The sequence below is a fragment of the Pseudomonas sp. HN8-3 genome, from assembly GCF_020790195.1.
Lineage (GTDB): Bacteria > Pseudomonadota > Gammaproteobacteria > Pseudomonadales > Pseudomonadaceae > Aquipseudomonas > Aquipseudomonas synxantha_A.
In genome coordinates, this window is sequence record NZ_CP086206.1 from 3,233,833 (window position 1) to 3,251,233 (window position 17,401).

Sequence of the window (17,401 nt, forward strand, 5' to 3'; positions counted from 1 at the left end):
AGGGGCAGTGCAGTATTCAAAAGGTGTTACTCGCCATACGCCCAGGTCATCCGAAACGACGCCCCGCCCCACTCCGAATCCAGCACTTCCACGTGCCCGCCATGCCACTGGCTGACGCGTTTGACCAATGCCAGGCCCAAGCCAAACCCTCCAGTACGGCGGTCGCGGCTGGCATCGAGGCGCAGGAACGGTTCGAAGATCTTGATGCGGCCCTCCAGCGGCACGCCTGGGCCATCGTCATTGACCCGTACTTCATAGCCGTTGCCGAACTTGACCAGCGACACTTCCACGCGGCGATCGGCATAACGGATGGCGTTACGCAGCAGGTTGATCACCGCGCGCGCCATAAAGCGTGGCTCGATGCGGATAAAGTCGACCTCACAGGTACGCAGCGATAACTGCACCCCCTGTGCTTCGGCCTCCAGGGCCACACTGCCGATCACGCTGTCGAGCCAGCTGTGGGCTTCGATGTTCTCGCGGGTGACCTGGGTGGCACCGCGCTCCAGGCTGGCGTAGGTCAACAGTTCGGAAACCATTTCTTCCAGCTCGCCGAGGTCGGCGTACATATCGGCAATCAACTCGCTGCTCTGGCGTGGATCGATCTGCTGGCGCAGTTGATCAAGTTCAAACGACAAGCGCGCAATCGGCGTGCGCAATTCGTGAGATACGGCGTTGGTGAGTTCGCGCTGGTTGGCGATCAGGCTCTCGATGCGCTCGGCCATCTGGTTGAAGTGCCCTGCCAGTTCGCGAACGGTGGAGCGCCTTGGCAACAGGATGCGTGAGCCGAGGTCATTGTCACCAAAACGTTGCGCCGCCAGGCGGATATGCTCCAGGTCACGCCAGTGCGGGCGTACCCAGAAATACAGGACGATGGCCAGGCCTGCGCCCAGAAAGCCATAAGCCCACAAATACAGCCATTTGGGTTCTTCCGGCAGCTGGATCTCAAGTAATTGCGGGCCGCCGTCAATCGCTGACAGGAACTTCATAAAATCCTCGCGTACCACCACTTGGTCACTCGCCAGGAGTTTCTGTTCGCGCTCGCTCAGGTGCTGGGCGTCGCGCTGCACCAGTTTCAGGCGCAAGCCATAATGCGGTTGCAGCTCAGCCAGGCGTGCCTGGCGCGCCTCTCCCTGTACCGGTCGCAATTGTTCCACCAGGGCCCACGCCGGGCCGCGCAAGGCTTCACGGTTATAGGTCTCGTTGGACTCGGGCATGTACGCGTCCAGGCCATAGTTGACCAGCCAGACCGACCCGGCCAGGCCGAGCGCGAGGATCACATAGAGGCGCAGATACAAGCGCAGCATCTAAACCTCCCACGCGAACGGATTGAACAGGTAACCCTTGCCCCAGATGGTTTTGATGCACACCGGCTCGCGTGGGTTGTCGTTGAGCTTGCCGCGCAATTTGCTGATGTAGACGTCAACGCTGCGATTGAGGCCATCAAAGGCAATACCACGCATACGGTTGAGGATGTCATCGCGCGAGAGGATCTTGCCCGAGCTGCTGGCCAGTAACCACAGCAACTCGAACTCCATGGTCGTCAGATCGATGGTCTGACCGCCCAGGCTGACGACCCGGCAGCTGCGATCAATCGACAAGCGGCCGAACTCCAGGGCACCCCGCGCCGCGGGCTCGGGCACCTGGCGGCGCTGCAACGCACGCAAACGTGCAAGCAGCACCGGCGGCTTGATCGGCTTGATCACGTAATCGTCAGCCCCAGACTCAAGGCCCAGGATATGGTCCAGATCGTCTTCCTTGGCCGTCAGGATCACGATGGGCGTGTCTGACACATTGCGAATTTCGCGGCAAACATGCAGCCCGCTCTGGCCTGGCAGCATCAAATCGAGCACGACAATCCTGGGTTTGAAGTCCAGGAACGCTGCCAGGGCTTCATCGCCCCGGTGCACGACACGCACCTCAAAACCATGCTGCGACAGGAACTGCGCGATCAGCCCTGCCAGCTTTTCATCGTCCTCAACGAGCAGGACCTTGCCCAGACCCAGGTTTTCCATAAGTTCTCAGTGTAGAAACGCAGATTGAAGTGCGCGCATTATAGGTGGCAAGCAGGCGCACAGAAGCAGCTGGCCAGTACGAGCTGATGAAGCTTCATGCTTTTAAGAGTTTTTAACAAATAGCCTGCAATCTTTAACGCCATTCTCAAGGAGTTGTATGCGCAAGGATTATCTGGCGTTCTTCGTTTCGCTGTTCCTCTCGCGGCTGGCCGACCAGATCCTGCTGTTCATCGTGCCGCTGATCGTGTTCCAGACCACTCAAAGCGTGTCGTGGGCGGGCCTGGCGTTTTTTGTCGAATCGCTGCCGCGCTATCTGGCATTTCCGGTGTGCGGAGCCTTGTGCGACAGGTTTTCACCCGTACGCATTCTGCATATCAGCCAGGTGTATCGCGCGCTGGCCTGCGTGGTGGCGGTGGCGCTGTATGGGCTGTTCGACGGGATCCATTGGCTGGTGATGCTGTCCGCGTTGTGCGGGGTATTGACCACTCAGGGCATCATGGCGCGGGAGGTGGTGATGCCGCATGTCTTCCAGCATTACACCTACGCCAAGACCTTGTCCTATTCGCAGATTGCCGACCAGAGTGGCCTGGTGCTCGGGCCGTTGCTGGCAGCGTTGATGCTGCAGGTTTGGGCCTGGCCCTGGGTGGTGCTGGCCATCGCCGCACTGTTTGTTCTCGCTGACCTGGCAATGCTGATCTGGCAGCGCAACACCACGGTGAGCCTGCAAAGCCATGGGCAGCACCCGGGTATCTGGCTGCAACCGCTGCGCACCGCGTTTGGCCACATCCGCAACCTGGTGGAACTCAAGCGCATCATCATTCTGGCAGTCGGCGTGAACCTGATTATCGGGGTCACACTGGCCACCTCGGCCGCCATGGTTACCGGCCAATACGCCGCCGACAAGGATGCCTACGCCCTGCTGCAAGCCGCCGGCGCGCTGGTCACCATCGGGATTCTGTTTTACCTGGCACGCTCATCACTGCCGTTGAAAGTAATGGGTGGGCTGTCGTATTCGATGATTGCAGTCGGCGCGCTGATCACCGCCGTCAGCCCCGGTGTGTGGGCGTATGCCGTGGGCTTCCTGCTGGTGACGGGCTTCGACAAGATGTTCAACGTGTACCTGCGCAGCACCCGTCAAAAAGTGATTCCGGTGCAGGATTTCGGCAAGACGGTAGGCGTGATCACCTTGCTCAACAACCTGCCGCAGCCGTTGGCGGGCTTGATGATCGCCGGGCTGGCAGCGCCGTTGGGCACGCATACGGTGATCCTGCTGCTCGCCGGGATCACCGCCTTGATCGGCGTGGCGGTGGCCTCAGGCTGGCACGCCACTGTGAAAGCGGAACTCGATGTCGGGTGATTCGATCAGCTCCTTCTCGGCCGCCCTCACCCGCTCGATCACCTGGGCGATGTCCTTGGCGTCGCCGTACTGGTAGGCCAGCTTCAAGTAACCCTGGAAGTGCCGCGCCTCGCTTTTGAGCAAACCGAAGTAGAACTTGCCGAGCTCTTCGTCCAAATGCGGCACCAATGCTTCGAAACGCTCGCAGCTGCGTGCTTCGATAAAGGCGCCGACCACCAGGGTGTCCACCAGCTTGACCGGCTCGTGGCTGCGCACCACCTTGCGCAAACCCGAGGCATAACGGCCCGCGTGCAGTTGGCGCAGTTCAACCTTGCGCTTTTTCATCAGGCGCATGACTTGCTCGTGGTGCACCAGTTCTTCGCGGGCCAGGCGCGACATCATATTGATCAGGTCAACATGGCCGTGGTACTTGGCCATCAGGCTCAGGGCGGTGCTGGCGGCTTTGAATTCGCAGTTCTTGTGGTCGATCAGCAGGGTTTCCTGATCGGCCAGAGCGGCCTGGACCCAGGCGTCGGGGGTGCGGCAGCCGAGGAATTCGTGGATTTCGGGCAGGTTCATCGGGCTCACGGGCAAAGGATCACAAAAGGGCGCCGATTATACCGACCCCGCCGCAGACCACCAGCCACCGGCCTTGATGTGCATCAACATGACGTCTGGCGGGCAGCAACTATAGTTGTTGCATGCCCCTTCCTGGAGATCCCGATCATGCAAGCCATCCGCAGCATCCTGGTGGTCATCGAGCCCGAGCATTCGGAAAGCCTGGCCCTCAAGCGTGGCAAGCTGATTGCCGGGGTGACCGACGCACATCTGCACTTGCTGGTCTGCGACAAGAAACACGAGCATTCGGCGCTGTTGAGCGTGCTCAAGGAAGGTTTAAGGAACGACGGCTACAGCGTCTCCACCGAACAGGCGTGGAACGACAGCCTGCATGACACCATTATCGAGGTGCAGCAAGCCGAAGGCTGCGGCCTGGTGATCAAACAGCATTTTCCCGACAGCCCGCTGAAAAAAGCCCTGTTGACGCCGGCGGACTGGAAGCTGCTGCGCTATTGCCCGACGCCGGTGCTGCTGGTCAAGACCGCCACGCCATGGGCCGACGGGGTGATTCTGGCGGCCATCGATGTGGGCAACACCGACGGCGAACACCGCTCGTTGCACAATTCGATCATCGACCACGGGTTTGATATAGCCAGCCTGGCCAAGGCGCAGCTGCATGTGATCAGCGCCCACCCGTCGCCGATGCTGTCGGCAGCCGACCCGACCTTCCAGCTCAAGGAAACCATCGAGGCGCGCTATCGCGAACAATGCAAGGCATTCCAGGACGAGTTCGACGTGGACGACAGGCACCTGCATATCAAGGAAGGCCCGGCCGATGTGCTGATCCCGCATATGGCCCATCAGCTGCACGCGGCGGTGACCATCATCGGCACCGTGGCCCGCACCGGGATTTCGGGGGCGTTGATCGGTAATACGGCGGAGGTGGTGCTCGATGCGGTGGAAAGCGATGTACTGGTGCTCAAGCCGCAGACGTTGATGGATCATCTGCAAGAACTGGCAACCAAGCCCTGAAGAACAATAGAGGGCAAAATGTGGGAGGGGGCTTGCTCCCGATAGCAGTGGGTCAGTGAAGGATGGGCTGACTGACACACTGCTATCGGGAGCAAGCCCCCTCCCACATTTGGATGCATGCTGTCAGGTAGACAGCGCATCTCTCAGGAACCCCGGGGCGATATAGCGCTGGTAATGCGCCTCGGACAAGATAAAGAACTCCCGATCAATCGCATCGCGCAGGTCCGGCAAGGGCCAATCGCGAAACTCCGGCAACAGCACCATGCCGTACGCCTCAAGGTTATTGATCACCCGCGCCCCGCGTGCGATCAACTGGTAGGCCCAGCAATACTCGGACTGGTGCGGCACGAAGCGGATCTTGCGTTGCTCCAACTGCCCGCGCAGGGTCTTGGGGTCAAACACCTCCACTTTGCCGGCCATCACCTGCACCAGCAGTTGCTCAAGCCTGAGCCAGACTGCGCGCTTTTCTTCTTCTTTATAGCCGTTCCACTGGATCACCTCGTGGTGGAAGCGCTTGCAGCCGCGGCACACGAGGTCGCCGTAGACCGTGGAGCAGAGGCCGACGCAGGGGGTCTTGATGGTTTGGTTGGACATGGGCGACAACACGCAAATCAGCGAAACAGTGCGCCATGTTAGCCCTTTGTCTAAGGTTGATCACCCAGCAAACTTGGCCAGGCAACTTACCTTTAGATTTTTTTTGCCGTAGAATCACCCGGCCTTGTAAGGCGCCAATAATCCGCTGGAAGCTGTTTTCAAAGCGTCACGAGCACAGTCGTTCCTTCAGAACGGTGTTGGCGTGGTTTCGACCCGGTAGGTCAGAGCCCACGCCAACCCTCATCAGCTCCGTTCTGCAGGCGTAAAACTTTGAAAGCAGCTTCTGTAAAGGAATGCCGGCAGCGCTGGCTTTGCGGCCCAAAAAGCCCCTGAGCGCATGCGTGCCGTTCATTTCTGGATGAGCGTCCCGTGGGACCACTGATGAGGGTAATAACTGTGCTTGAAGCCTACCGCAAACATATCGAAGAGCGTGCAGCACTGGGTATCGTTCCCCAGCCGCTTAACGCCGAACAAACCGCAGGCCTGGTCGAGCTGCTGAAAAATCCTCCGGCTGGCGAAGAAGAATTCCTCGTTGACCTGATCACCAACCGCATTCCACCAGGCGTTGACGAAGCTGCCTACGTCAAGGCCGGTTTCCTGTCTGCCCTGGCCAAGGGCGAAGCCACTTCCCCCCTGATCGACAAGAAACGCGCTGTTGAACTGCTCGGCACCATGCAAGGCGGCTACAACATCGTGACGTTGGTCGAGCTGCTGGACGACGCCACCCTGGCGCCCGTCGCGGCCGCCCAACTCAAGCACACCCTGCTGATGTTCGATGCGTTCCACGACGTCGCCGAAAAAGCCCGCAACGGCAACGAACACGCCAAAGGCGTGATCCAGTCCTGGGCTGACGGCGAGTGGTTCCGCAACCGCCCTACCCTGGCCGACAAGATCAGCCTGCGCGTGTTCAAGGTCACCGGCGAAACCAACACCGACGACCTGTCGCCTGCGCCGGACGCCTGGTCCCGCCCTGACATCCCGCTGCACGCCCTGGCCATGCTGAAAATGGCTCGTGAAGGCATCGTGCCGGACGAGCAAGGCAAGACCGGCCCGATGAAGCAGATCGAAGAAATGCGCGGCCAAGGCTTCCCGATCGCCTACGTCGGTGACGTGGTCGGTACCGGTTCGTCGCGTAAGTCGGCCACCAACTCGGTACTGTGGTTCTTCGGTGACGACGTGCCTTACGTGCCGAACAAGCGTGCCGGCGGTTTCTGCTTCGGCAGCAAGATCGCTCCGATCTTCTACAACACCATGGAAGATGCTGGCGCATTGCCAATCGAATTCGACGTCACCAACATGAACATGGGCGACGTGATCGACCTGTACCCTCATGCTGGCAAAGTCTGCAAACACGGCACCGACGAAGTCCTGACCACCTTCGAAATGAAGACTCCGGTACTGTTGGACGAAGTTCGCGCCGGCGGCCGTATCCCGCTGATCATCGGTCGCGGCCTGACCGACAAGGCCCGCGCCGAACTGGGCCTGGGCCCTACCGACCTGTTCAAGCTGCCTGAAGCGCCTGTCGACACCGGCAAGGGCTTCACCCTGGCACAGAAGATGGTCGGCAAGGCGTGCGGCCTGCCAGAAGGCAAAGGCGTTCGTCCTGGTACCTACTGCGAGCCGAAGATGACCACCGTGGGCTCCCAGGACACCACCGGTCCAATGACCCGTGACGAACTGAAAGACCTGGCGTGCCTGGGCTTCTCGACCGACCTGGTGATGCAGTCGTTCTGCCACACCGCGGCGTACCCGAAGCCGATCGACGTGACCACCCACCACACCCTGCCTGACTTCATCATGACCCGTGGCGGTGTATCGCTGCGTCCGGGCGACGGCATCATCCACAGCTGGCTCAACCGTATGCTGCTGCCGGACACCGTCGGTACCGGTGGCGACTCCCACACCCGTTTCCCGATGGGCATCTCGTTCCCGGCCGGTTCCGGTCTGGTCGCGTTCGCCGCAGCCACTGGCGTAATGCCACTGGACATGCCGGAATCGATCCTGGTGCGCTTCAAAGGCAAGATGAAGCCTGGCATCACCCTGCGTGACCTGGTTCATGCCATTCCTTACTACGCGATCCAGGCTGGCCTGCTGACCGTAGAGAAGAAAGGCAAGAAAAACGCCTTCTCCGGCCGCATCCTGGAAATCGAAGGCCTGAACGATCTGACGCTGGAACAGGCTTTCGAGCTGTCCGACGCCTCGGCTGAACGTTCGGCTGCCGGTTGCACCATCAAGCTGTCCAAAGAGTCCGTTACCGAGTACCTGAACTCCAACATCACCCTGCTGCGCTGGATGATCGGTGAAGGCTACGGCGATGCCCGCACCCTGGAACGTCGCGCCCAAGCGATGGAAGCCTGGGTTGCCAACCCGGAACTGATGGAAGCCGATGCCGACGCCGAATACGCCGAAATCATCGAGATCGACCTGTCGGAAATCAACGAGCCGATCCTCTGCGCCCCTAACGACCCGGACGATGCCCGTCTGTTGTCCAGCGTTGCCGGTGAGAAGATCGACGAAGTGTTCATCGGTTCGTGCATGACCAACATCGGTCACTTCCGCGCTGCCGGTAAGCTGCTGGAGCAGGTCAAGGGCCAGCTGCCGACTCGTCTGTGGCTGTCGCCGCCGACCAAGATGGACGCTCACCAGTTGACCGAAGAAGGCTACTACGGCATCTACGGCAAGGCTGGCGCACGCATGGAAATGCCGGGCTGCTCGCTGTGCATGGGTAACCAGGCACGTGTAGAACCGAACTCCACCGTCGTGTCGACGTCGACCCGTAACTTCCCGAACCGCCTGGGTGACGGTGCAAACGTCTACCTGGCATCGGCCGAACTGGCGGCAGTGGCCTCTACCCTGGGTCGCCTGCCGACTGTCGAAGAGTACATGGGCTACGCAGCGAAACTGGACACCATGGCCAGTGACGTCTACCGCTACCTGAACTTCGACCAGATCGCCGAGTTCCGCAAGATCGCAGCAAGCGCCAACATCCCGGTGATTCAAGCTTAAGGGTGTGTTGATGTGAAAGACGCCGCGTATCGCAAGATACGCGGCGTTTTTTTATGCCTGGAACTAACCTTTACTGCCAACACAAAACCAATGTGGGAGCTGGCTTGCCTGCGATAGCGGTGTATCAGTCATGAATGTAATGACTGACACATAGCTATCGCAGGCAAGCCAGCTCCCACACTTTTAGAGCTGTGCAGTCAGATAGACCGCATCAGGGCTCAGGCAACCAGCGAATACACCAATGCCGTAATCGCCACCAGGCCGACGGCGGTGACAAACACATTCGATGCCTGCCCACGGTACTTGGCCATGGCCGGCACCTTGCGGATCGCATACATCGGCATCAGGAACAGGATCGACGCAATCACCGGCCCACCCAGGGTCTCGATCATACCGAGGATGCTTGGGTTAAGCGTGGCGACGATCCAGCACACCACCAGCATGAAGGCGGCGGTCATGCGGTCCAGGGTCTTCGGTGCCGGGCGGCGACCGGTCTTGACCACCAGCCCCTTGAGACCCTCGCTGGCACCGATGTAGTGGCCCAGGAACGACTTGGCAATCGCCACGAACGCAATCAACGGGGCGGCAAAGGCGATGGTCGGGTTGTCGAAGTGGTTGGCCAGGTACGACAGGATCGACAGGTTCTGCGCTTTCGCCTCGGCCAGTTGCGCGGGCGACAGGGTCAGCACGCAACTGAACACGAAGAACAGCACCATCGCCACCATCAGCAAGTGAGCGCGGGACAGGATCTGCGAACTGCGCTCCTCGGCGTGTGCGCCGTACTGACGCTTCTGGTCAACCGCAAAGGCCGAGATGATCGGCGAATGGTTGAACGAGAACACCATCACCGGAATCGCCAGCCACAGCGTATTGAGCAGCGCCGACGGTGCCGGCACCTCGCTGGCAGTGCTGAGAATGCCGCCATTCCAGTGCGGCACCAGGTACACGGCCAGGAACAGCAAGGCGACGATAAACGGATACACCATCAGGCTCATGGCCTTGACGATCACTTGCTCACCGCAGCGCACCACGGCCAGCAGGCCGAGGATCAGCACAAACGCCAGGATCGCACGAGGCGGCGGCATGATGTGCAGTTGGTGTTCCATGAAGCTGCTCACGGTATTGGTCAGTGCCACGCTGTAGATCAGCAGGATCGGGAAGATCGCGAAGAAATACAGCAAGGTGATCAACGCACCCGCCTTGATACCGAAATGCTCTTCGACCACGTCGGTGATGTCTGAGCCTTCACGGCCAGACAGCACGAAACGGGTCAGCCCACGGTGGGCAAAGAACGTCATCGGGAACGCCAGTAACGCCAGGATCACCAGCGGCCAGAAGCCCCCCAGGCCCGCGTTGATTGGCAGAAACAAAGTACCGGCGCCAATGGCGGTACCGAATAGCCCGAGCATCCAGGTGGTGTCCTGGCGGCTCCAGCTTGTGAGGGTTGCAGGTGTCGTTGCATAGCGTTCGTCGACGCTATTGGCCTGATCATTCATCCGGTCGGATCTCCGCATTCACATGGCCAGCACGAGTCAGAAAAACCTGACAGGCAGCGCCCTGGCCGTAACAAGGGCCGGATTGTCCGGGATTCTCTTGAATAAGCAAAGACTTAGATGAGGAACGGTAATGCAGTGCAAAGGCTGGAAGGCAGCCCATGGGGCGGCTCAGTTGATTCAACGCCAGATGTCCACCGCCTTTACCCACCTCACGAACGCCCCTGCCAGCGGGGCATTGGGAGGGTCGATCACGCAAGGCCGACGAAGCTTTGTTTAAATAAACCCAGTCACTCAAAGTTCGCCAGTGGGGAGCCGCTGACAGAGACCCAATATCAATTAAAGTTAAACACCTTCACATATAAGAAAGTTCTTACATACAGTTAATCAACGCCTCTCGATTGAAACTCTAATGATTGCGGCATTTGTTGCAAGGGTTTTCCCAGGCATTGAGAGCCCCTTCTATCACGTTTATATTCCAGTCCAGTTCAAAAAAACAAAAGCATCTAAACCCACCACAGCAGAATTAAAAACCTCACTCATCAGGAGCGACTAGATGAACAAACACAACCTTATTTTCTCCCTGATACTTGCCACCGGAATACTCAGCCCATTGGCCAGCCAAGCACAACCGGCAGTAGAAAACTCAGACGCAAGTGCCCTGGGTACATCCCCCCGCTGGCTGACGACAAAAGTTTATATAGAAGGCGCCCCGGAGATCGACGTAAAGGACAAGTACCCAGGTGTCGTTGGAATATCAGTGTGGGACCCTGAACGTAATCGCTACGAATTTTTCTACACCGATACCGGGCTATCAAAATATGACAACGGCGGCGGCGGTTACTTCATGGTAACGGGTGACAAGAAAAACCATATCCTGATACCGGATAAAGGTGCAACGAAAACCATCGTCAGAAAACTTGAGACGTTGAACAATCAGGAATTCACTTATTCTCGTGAAGTGCCGCGCGACATGATCGACGCCAACCCTCTTGTTCGAATACATGTGGTTCATGCGCCCTATACCGGATCAGTCAAAACCACCCCCACCCACTAACCCTCAACACTCATCCCACGAGTAGCGACAATACTCATAAAAGGCCTCACTCAATGAAAACACTATTAAAGCCTTTACTGGCGTCTGTTTTATTGCTCTCTACCCTTGTTTCAGGCGGCCTTCATGCGCAGGCTTCCACGTCAGGAAAACCTGTCGCCATCAGCGCTGACAATGCGGTCATGTTGACCGTCTTCCTCAAACATGACCAATCTCGCAACTTGAACGAAATAAGAACAAAACTCACCGAACAGGAACTCTTTAAAGTATTCCCTCCTGAAGGGGTAGAGATTGTCAGTTGGAACATCGCCATGGGGATCGGTCACGTCATCGTTCTACGCTTCCCCGCCTCGCGCCTGCGGGAAGTCAATCTCGCCATCGAACGCTCTGCATGGGGCCCCTTCAGGACGGAGTTCTTTCCTACCTACGATTACATGGACATCGTAGCGGCCGAACAGAGCAAGGTGCGCAAGCCCGTACCCGCTAAATAATTCGCACGCGTGCAAACAGCGTCTCCCACTCGCCGAGACGCTGGCACTTTTCGCAAAATCAGTGGCGCTTTCTCTGCGCCCTCAGCATTTCACACAACACAAATGCAGCATAATCCGAGCATCGAACTCACCGGAGAGCTGCCCCATGCCCACCACCGTTCTAGTCCTGGTTGAAACCATCAACGAATACCTGCAAATCATCGAAAGCAATGACTTTCACGTGATCCTGGCGCCGACGCCCGCAGAACGGGCCCAGGCGATCAAGGCCCACGCAGGGCAGATCAAGGCCGTGCTGACCCGCGGGCCGCTGGGGCTGTATGCCGAGGAAATCGCCGCGCTTCCATTGCTGGAGATCATCTGCGTGATCGGTGCCGGCTACGAACACGTGGATCTGCAAGCGGCAAGCAACCGTGGGATCGTGGTCACCAACGGTGCCGGCGTGAACGCCCCCTCGGTGGCCGATCACGCCATGGCGCTGCTGCTCTCGCTGGTGCGCGGGATTCCCCAGACCGATGCCGCCGTGCGGCGCAGCGAATGGCCGAAGGTCATGCGCCCTTCCCTGGCCGGCAAGCAACTGGGAATTCTCGGGCTCGGTGCCGTGGGGATGGAAATCGCCAGGCGCGCCGCCCTCGGCTTCGGCATGGAGGTGAGCTATCACAACCGCCAACCCCGCGATGACGTGGATTACACCTACTGTTCAACGGCCGTCGAACTGGCGCGCACCTCGGACTTCCTGATCCTGGCCACGCCAGGTGGGGCCAGCACTCGCCATCTGATCGATAAACATGCGCTGGATGCGTTGGGCCCCAATGGCTATCTGGTGAACATTGGCCGCGGCAGCGTGGTGGTGACCGCTGACCTCGTGGCTGCCCTGGAGCAACGGCGTATCGGCGGCGCCGCGCTGGATGTATTCGACGACGAACCCAAGGTGCCCGACGCCCTCAAGCGCCTGAGCAATACCGTCCTGACCTCCCATGTGGCCGGCCTGTCACCGGAGGCGGCCCATGACACCGTGCAGCGGGTGGCCGACAACCTGGTGGAATACTTCGCCGGCCGTCCGGTGCTCACGCCGGTTGCACTGCCAGCGCCCGCAAAATGACCGATCAGGCACGCTGATCACCCTTCAACACGCTAACCTATTAAGCCGCCCCGACCTTGTCGCTGGGCGGCGGTGCGCATTAGATTAGGAAATAGTCCAAGGCCTTTAGAATAAGCAGAAGGGATAAGCATGGCGCTGAACGACCAATCGACCCAGATTCGCCCCGGCGAAGAACTTGATGCCAGCCTGATCGATCCCTACCTCAAGGCCCACATTCCGGGCTTGAACGGCACGCCTGCGATCAGTCAGTTCCCCGGCGGCGCATCGAACCTGACCTACCTGCTGGAATATCCAGGCCAGGAATTCGTGCTGCGTCGCCCGCCGTTTGGCCACAAGGCCAAGTCCGCCCACGACATGGGCCGCGAATACCGCATTCTCAACCAGCTCAAAGATGGTTTTCCGTATTGCCCCAAGGCATACGTGCACTGCACCGATGAATCAGTGATCGGTGCCGAGTTCTATGTGATGGAACGGGTCAACGGCATCATCCTGCGCTCTGACCTGCCGCCCGAACTGGGCCTGGACGCGGCCAAGACTCAAGCGCTGTGCAAAAGCTTTATCGACAAGTTCGTCGAACTGCATCAAGTCGACTACAGCGCCTGCGGCCTGGCCGACCTGGGCAAGCCTGAAGGCTACGTGGCGCGGCAGATTCGTGGCTGGGGCGAGCGCTACGAAAAAGCCCTGACCCCTGATGCGCCAAAATGGGAAGCGGTACGCGCCTGGCTCAACGACAAAATGCCAGCCGATTCGCCCACGTCCAGCATCGTGCATAACGACTACCGCTTCGATAACGTGATCCTCGACCCCCACAACCCGATGCAGATCATCGGCGTGCTGGATTGGGAACTGACCACCCTGGGCGACCCGCTGATGGACCTGGGCAACACCCTCGCCTACTGGATCGAAGCCGCAGATCCGGCGCCGGTGCAACTGATGCGGCGCCAGCCGAGCAACGCCCCGGGGATGCTCACCCGCCGTCAGTTTGTCGACTACTACGCCGAGCGCTCGGGGCTTGCGATCGACAATTTCGATTTCTATTACACCTACGGCCTGTTCCGGCTGGCCGGCATCGTGCAGCAGATCTACTACCGCTTTTTCCACGGCCAGACCCAGGACAAACGCTTTGCGCAGTTCATCCACATGAACAAGCTGCTGGAGCAAATGAGCCTGAATGTCATTGGCAAATCAGCGCTCTGATCGCAACCACAAGGAACCCTTATGTCCAAGACCAACCTGTTTGACCTTGACGGCAAGATCGCCTTCGTTTCCGGCGCCAGCCGTGGTATCGGCGAGGCCATTGCCAAGCTGCTGGCCCAGCAAGGCGCCCACGTGATCGTCTCCAGCCGCAAGCTGGAAGGTTGCCAGCACGTCGCCGACGCGATCATTGCCGACGGCGGCAAGGCCACGGCGATTGCCTGCCATATCGGTGAAATGGAGCAGATTACCCAGGTGTTCGCCGGCATCCGCGAACAGTTCGGCCGCCTGGATATTCTGGTCAACAACGCCGCGACCAACCCGCAGTTCTGCAACGTGCTGGATACCGACCTTGGCGCATTCCAGAAGACGGTCGACGTGAATATCCGCGGTTACTTCTTCATGTCGGTGGAAGCCGGCAAGCTGATGCGCGAGAACGGCGGCGGCAGCATCATCAACGTGGCGTCGATCAACGGCATTTCGCCGGGCGTGTTCCAGGGCATCTACTCGGTCACCAAGGCTGCCGTGATCAACATGACCAAGGTGTTCGCCAAGGAATGCGCGGCATTCGGCATCCGTTGCAACGCACTGCTGCCGGGCCTGACTGATACCAAATTCGCCTCGGCGCTGGTCAAGAACGATTCGATCCTGAAAGTGGCCCTGGCACAGATCCCCCTCAAGCGCGTCGCCGACCCCAGCGAAATGGCCGGCGCGGTGTTGTATCTGGCCAGCGATGCGTCGAGCTACACCACCGGTGTGTCGTTGAATGTAGACGGCGGCTTCCTGTCCTGACACTGCCTGGTTTCTTCAGATCGATTTGCGCGTAACCTTGGCGCGGATCGATCTGTCTCCAGGATGAAACATGGAACTGCACCTCGTCATCAATGGCCGCAAGGACCTGGCTGCCCAGCTTTATCAGCAACTGCGCGAAGCTATCGCCACCGGGCGACTGTCGGCGGGTACGCAACTGCCACCGAGCCGACTGCTCGCCGAACAACTGGGCGTATCGCGCAAGACGGTGTCGGATACCTACACCACCCTCACGTACGAAGGCCTGCTGATCGGCAAGATCGGCCGCGGCACTTTCGTCAATGCGTGGGCGCCCCAACCCGATCGCGTGCAAACCGCCACCGACCTGGCCTGCGCCGCCAACCTGGGCAAGTGGGCAGCACTGCCCTCGCCCATGGGCCACCCTTCCCGTGAGGGCATCCTGCGCTACGAATTTATCGGCGGCGCGACTGCACGCAACCAGTTCCCTCAGGACGAATGGCGACGCTGCACCCAGGATGCGCTGCGCCGTATCGCCCAGAACAGTGGTTTCTACAGCCAACCGGAAGGGTTACCGGCATTGCGCGAGGCCATCGCCGGGCATATCGCGTTTTCCCGAGGGGTCAAATGCCGCGCCAGCGATATCGTGGTCACCAATGGCGCGCAGCAGGCGCTGGACCTGATTGCCCGCGTGGTGCTGGAACCCGGCAGCATGGTCGCGATGGAAGACCCAGGCTATAGCCCCGCGCGCCAAATGTTCGTAGCGATGGGCGCCAGCGTCGCCAGCGTGGCCGTCGACGAACAGGGCCTCCAGGTCGATCAGATCCCCGATGGCACCCGTCTGATCTACGTAACCCCGTCCCACCAGTTCCCCCTCGGCATGCCGATGAGTCAGAGGCGCCGCCAGGCACTGCTGGACCGCGCAATCGAGCTGGGTGCGATCATCATCGAAGACGACTACGACAGCGAATTTCGCTACGAAGGGCGCGCCACCGACTCCCTGCAAAGCCTGGACACCCGAGGCGTGGTCACCTACGTCGGGACCTTTTCCAAAACCCTGTTGCCCGAGTTGCGCCTGGGCTACGCGGTGCTGCCGCCAGCGATCTATGGCGCGGTGCTCAAGGCCAAGCAGTTGACCGACCAGCACAGCTCTACCCTGCCGCAGTGGGCATTGGCCAAGTTCATCAGCGAAGGCTACCTGCTCAAGCATATTCGCCGTTGCCACAGCATCTATGCGGGGCGTCGCGAACGAATACTGCAGCGTCTGGCGGGCGATCTGTCACCGTGGTTCGAGGCGGTTCCGACGGTGGCGGGCTTTCACCTGGCGGCATTGTGCAAGGTAGCGTTGAATATCCCATTGCTGATAGAACAGGCGCGTCAGGTCGAGGTGGGGTTGTACCCCCTGGACGTATTCTTCCACGACGTGCCATTACGCTCGGGGCTGATTTTCGGCTTCGGCGCCATCGAGACCCTGGACATCGACCCGGCGCTGGACAAGGTGCGCGATATTCTCCGGCAGATTGGCTAAGGGGTTTTCCGGTGTATTGGTCATTGGTGGCGTACAGGCTACGGCGTAGGGTGAAGAGGTCTCGAACTACGCGGAATCCTGATCATGAAACGATTGCTCGCCACCACACTGATGCTCACCTCCCTCAGCGCATTTGCCCACGACCCGGTATACAACCAGGAAACGCTCAAGGTGCTGCAGGAGCACCCCTTGACCAACGTGCCCGGCAAGAAAACCATCATGCTCACCGTTGACTACGCCCCCGGCCAGGCCACCGTGCCCCATAGCCACACCGGCACTGCGGTGGCTTATGTGCTGCAAGGCGCGATCACCTCGCGGGTCAATGATGAAAAGGCGATCACCTACAAAGCCGGGCAATCGTTCTACGAACCGGCCGGCTCGCGGCATTTTGAGTCAAGCAATGCCAGCCAGACCCAACCGGCCAGGCTGCTGGTGGTGATGGTGCTGGATGACAAGGCTGAGGTACTCACCCCGCTTCCCAAATAATCAGCAACACCACAAAACCCATGTGGGAGCTGGCTTGCCTGCTCCCACAGTTTTAACCGTGTCTGGTCAGGGACGTTTGAATAGGTCGCGCTGGTGTTCAATGCGCAGCCGGCACTCGCAACCCTCCAGATGATCATTGACCATCCCCATCGCCTGCATCAACGCATACATCGTGGTCGGGCCGACGAAGGTCCAGCCGCGTTTCTTCAGGGCCTTGGACAAGCGCATCGAAGCCGCTGAGGTCGGATTGGCCGTCCAGTAAGCCATGTCCACCACTGCCGGCCGCTCTTCTGCGGCGGGCTCGAACGCCCACAGCCAGCGCGCCAGCGAGCCGGTCTCCTCCACAAGTTCACAGGCCCGGCGTGCGTTGTTGATGGCCGAGATGATCTTTGCCCGATTGCGCACGATGCTTGGCTCGCTCATCAACCGCTCAATGTCCGCTTCGCCGTACTGCGCCACCCGGCGAAAATCAAAACCCTCGAACGCCTGCCGAAAGTTATCGCGCTTGCGCAGAATGGTGATCCACGCCATCCCCGCCTGAAACCCCTCCAGGCAGATCTTCTCGTACAACGCGATGTCATCCGCCACCGGCACACCCCACTCGTGGTCGTGGTAATGCAGGTACGCAGGCGCTGCAGTGCGCCAGGCGCAATACATGCGCCCTGCTTCGTCGGTTGTAAGCCCTGATTGGTCCATCCATCACCTCGTATGCCCAAGGCGATGATACGCAAAAAAAATTAATCCCCGTCA

Annotated in this window: 16 protein-coding genes; 10 read left to right on the top strand and 6 right to left on the bottom strand. The window is 59.6% G+C overall.

The features are described from left to right. Positions 1–26: 26 nt before the first annotated feature. Together LJX92_RS14200 and LJX92_RS14205 are read right to left on the bottom strand one after the other, a co-directional pair. Positions 27–1,304 carry an ATP-binding protein gene (locus LJX92_RS14200; RefSeq protein ID WP_032880846.1) on the bottom strand — a complete coding sequence of 426 codons (1,278 nt, stop codon included), beginning with the start codon at positions 1,302–1,304 and terminating at the stop codon, positions 27–29. Then, positions 1,305–2,012, bottom strand: coding sequence for a response regulator (locus LJX92_RS14205; protein WP_032880845.1), 708 nt, complete (start codon positions 2,010–2,012; stop codon positions 1,305–1,307). A gap of 157 nt (positions 2,013–2,169) precedes the next feature. On the opposite strand from LJX92_RS14205, the gene LJX92_RS14210 reads away from it, so the two are divergent. Further along, complete coding sequence (locus LJX92_RS14210; RefSeq protein WP_228308440.1) at positions 2,170–3,369, top strand: MFS transporter; 1,200 nt, start codon at positions 2,170–2,172, stop codon at positions 3,367–3,369. On the opposite strand, the gene LJX92_RS14215 is transcribed toward LJX92_RS14210, so the two are convergent. Further along, entirely contained in the window at positions 3,325–3,927 is a 603-nt protein-coding gene (locus tag LJX92_RS14215) for a tRNA-(ms[2]io[6]A)-hydroxylase (RefSeq protein ID WP_228308441.1), read from the bottom strand. The genes LJX92_RS14210 and LJX92_RS14215 overlap by 45 nt on opposite strands. Before the next feature lie 147 nt (positions 3,928–4,074). Between LJX92_RS14215 and LJX92_RS14220 the strand changes: the two genes are divergently transcribed. Continuing rightward, positions 4,075–4,938: a universal stress protein gene (locus tag LJX92_RS14220; protein ID WP_228308442.1), complete on the top strand. Its 864-nt coding sequence runs from the start codon at positions 4,075–4,077 to the stop codon at positions 4,936–4,938. 123 nt (positions 4,939–5,061) lie between these two features. On the opposite strand, the gene LJX92_RS14225 is transcribed toward LJX92_RS14220, so the two are convergent. Next, complete coding sequence (locus LJX92_RS14225) at positions 5,062–5,532, bottom strand: DUF1289 domain-containing protein (RefSeq protein ID WP_228308443.1); 471 nt, start codon at positions 5,530–5,532, stop codon at positions 5,062–5,064. A gap of 396 nt (positions 5,533–5,928) precedes the next feature. On the opposite strand from LJX92_RS14225, the gene acnB reads away from it, so the two are divergent. Next, positions 5,929–8,538 carry a bifunctional aconitate hydratase 2/2-methylisocitrate dehydratase gene (gene acnB, locus LJX92_RS14230; RefSeq protein WP_005787883.1) on the top strand — a complete coding sequence of 870 codons (2,610 nt, stop codon included), beginning with the start codon at positions 5,929–5,931 and terminating at the stop codon, positions 8,536–8,538. A gap of 218 nt (positions 8,539–8,756) precedes the next feature. Here the strand turns inward: acnB and LJX92_RS14235 are convergent, their stop codons facing one another. Next, positions 8,757–10,034, bottom strand: coding sequence for a serine/threonine transporter (locus LJX92_RS14235; RefSeq protein WP_005787881.1), 1,278 nt, complete (start codon positions 10,032–10,034; stop codon positions 8,757–8,759). A 553-nt stretch (positions 10,035–10,587) separates the two neighbouring features. Between LJX92_RS14235 and LJX92_RS14240 the strand changes: the two genes are divergently transcribed. From LJX92_RS14240 to LJX92_RS14270, 7 genes are all read left to right on the top strand, one after another. Next, positions 10,588–11,088, top strand: coding sequence for a DUF4822 domain-containing protein (locus LJX92_RS14240; RefSeq protein ID WP_032880841.1), 501 nt, complete (start codon positions 10,588–10,590; stop codon positions 11,086–11,088). A 53-nt stretch (positions 11,089–11,141) separates the two neighbouring features. Then, on the top strand, positions 11,142–11,576 hold the full coding sequence (locus LJX92_RS14245; protein ID WP_032880840.1) for a hypothetical protein: 435 nt from the start codon (positions 11,142–11,144) through the stop codon (positions 11,574–11,576). A gap of 145 nt (positions 11,577–11,721) precedes the next feature. After that, entirely contained in the window at positions 11,722–12,675 is a 954-nt protein-coding gene (locus LJX92_RS14250) for a 2-hydroxyacid dehydrogenase (RefSeq protein WP_032880839.1), read from the top strand. A 129-nt stretch (positions 12,676–12,804) separates the two neighbouring features. Further along, positions 12,805–13,872 carry a phosphotransferase family protein gene (locus LJX92_RS14255; protein WP_032880838.1) on the top strand — a complete coding sequence of 356 codons (1,068 nt, stop codon included), beginning with the start codon at positions 12,805–12,807 and terminating at the stop codon, positions 13,870–13,872. Positions 13,873–13,893: 21 nt separating this feature from the next. Then, a complete protein-coding gene (locus LJX92_RS14260; protein ID WP_032880837.1) occupies positions 13,894–14,661 on the top strand; it encodes an SDR family oxidoreductase in 768 nt (255 codons plus the stop codon). A gap of 70 nt (positions 14,662–14,731) precedes the next feature. Continuing rightward, positions 14,732–16,165, top strand: coding sequence for a PLP-dependent aminotransferase family protein (locus tag LJX92_RS14265; RefSeq protein ID WP_228308444.1), 1,434 nt, complete (start codon positions 14,732–14,734; stop codon positions 16,163–16,165). Positions 16,166–16,249: 84 nt separating this feature from the next. Next, positions 16,250–16,651, top strand: coding sequence for a cupin domain-containing protein (locus LJX92_RS14270; RefSeq protein ID WP_078821220.1), 402 nt, complete (start codon positions 16,250–16,252; stop codon positions 16,649–16,651). Between the two features lie 66 nt (positions 16,652–16,717). On the opposite strand, the gene LJX92_RS14275 is transcribed toward LJX92_RS14270, so the two are convergent. Then, entirely contained in the window at positions 16,718–17,347 is a 630-nt protein-coding gene (locus tag LJX92_RS14275) for a DNA-3-methyladenine glycosylase I (RefSeq protein WP_228308445.1), read from the bottom strand. Positions 17,348–17,401 lie beyond the last annotated feature (54 nt).

Coding starts and splice junctions, on each gene's coding strand:
- LJX92_RS14215 (WP_228308441.1), bottom strand. CDS start 3,927: ATGAACCTGCCCGAAATCCACGAATTCCTCGGCTGCCGCACCCCCGAC.
- LJX92_RS14250 (WP_032880839.1), top strand. CDS start 11,722: ATGCCCACCACCGTTCTAGTCCTGGTTGAAACCATCAACGAATACCTG.
- LJX92_RS14240 (WP_032880841.1), top strand. CDS start 10,588: ATGAACAAACACAACCTTATTTTCTCCCTGATACTTGCCACCGGAATA.
- LJX92_RS14200 (WP_032880846.1), bottom strand. CDS start 1,304: ATGCTGCGCTTGTATCTGCGCCTCTATGTGATCCTCGCGCTCGGCCTG.
- LJX92_RS14245 (WP_032880840.1), top strand. CDS start 11,142: ATGAAAACACTATTAAAGCCTTTACTGGCGTCTGTTTTATTGCTCTCT.
- LJX92_RS14205 (WP_032880845.1), bottom strand. CDS start 2,012: ATGGAAAACCTGGGTCTGGGCAAGGTCCTGCTCGTTGAGGACGATGAA.
- LJX92_RS14210 (WP_228308440.1), top strand. CDS start 2,170: ATGCGCAAGGATTATCTGGCGTTCTTCGTTTCGCTGTTCCTCTCGCGG.
- LJX92_RS14255 (WP_032880838.1), top strand. CDS start 12,805: ATGGCGCTGAACGACCAATCGACCCAGATTCGCCCCGGCGAAGAACTT.
- LJX92_RS14260 (WP_032880837.1), top strand. CDS start 13,894: ATGTCCAAGACCAACCTGTTTGACCTTGACGGCAAGATCGCCTTCGTT.
- LJX92_RS14265 (WP_228308444.1), top strand. CDS start 14,732: ATGGAACTGCACCTCGTCATCAATGGCCGCAAGGACCTGGCTGCCCAG.
- LJX92_RS14225 (WP_228308443.1), bottom strand. CDS start 5,532: ATGTCCAACCAAACCATCAAGACCCCCTGCGTCGGCCTCTGCTCCACG.
- LJX92_RS14235 (WP_005787881.1), bottom strand. CDS start 10,034: ATGAATGATCAGGCCAATAGCGTCGACGAACGCTATGCAACGACACCT.
- LJX92_RS14275 (WP_228308445.1), bottom strand. CDS start 17,347: ATGGACCAATCAGGGCTTACAACCGACGAAGCAGGGCGCATGTATTGC.
- LJX92_RS14220 (WP_228308442.1), top strand. CDS start 4,075: ATGCAAGCCATCCGCAGCATCCTGGTGGTCATCGAGCCCGAGCATTCG.
- LJX92_RS14270 (WP_078821220.1), top strand. CDS start 16,250: ATGAAACGATTGCTCGCCACCACACTGATGCTCACCTCCCTCAGCGCA.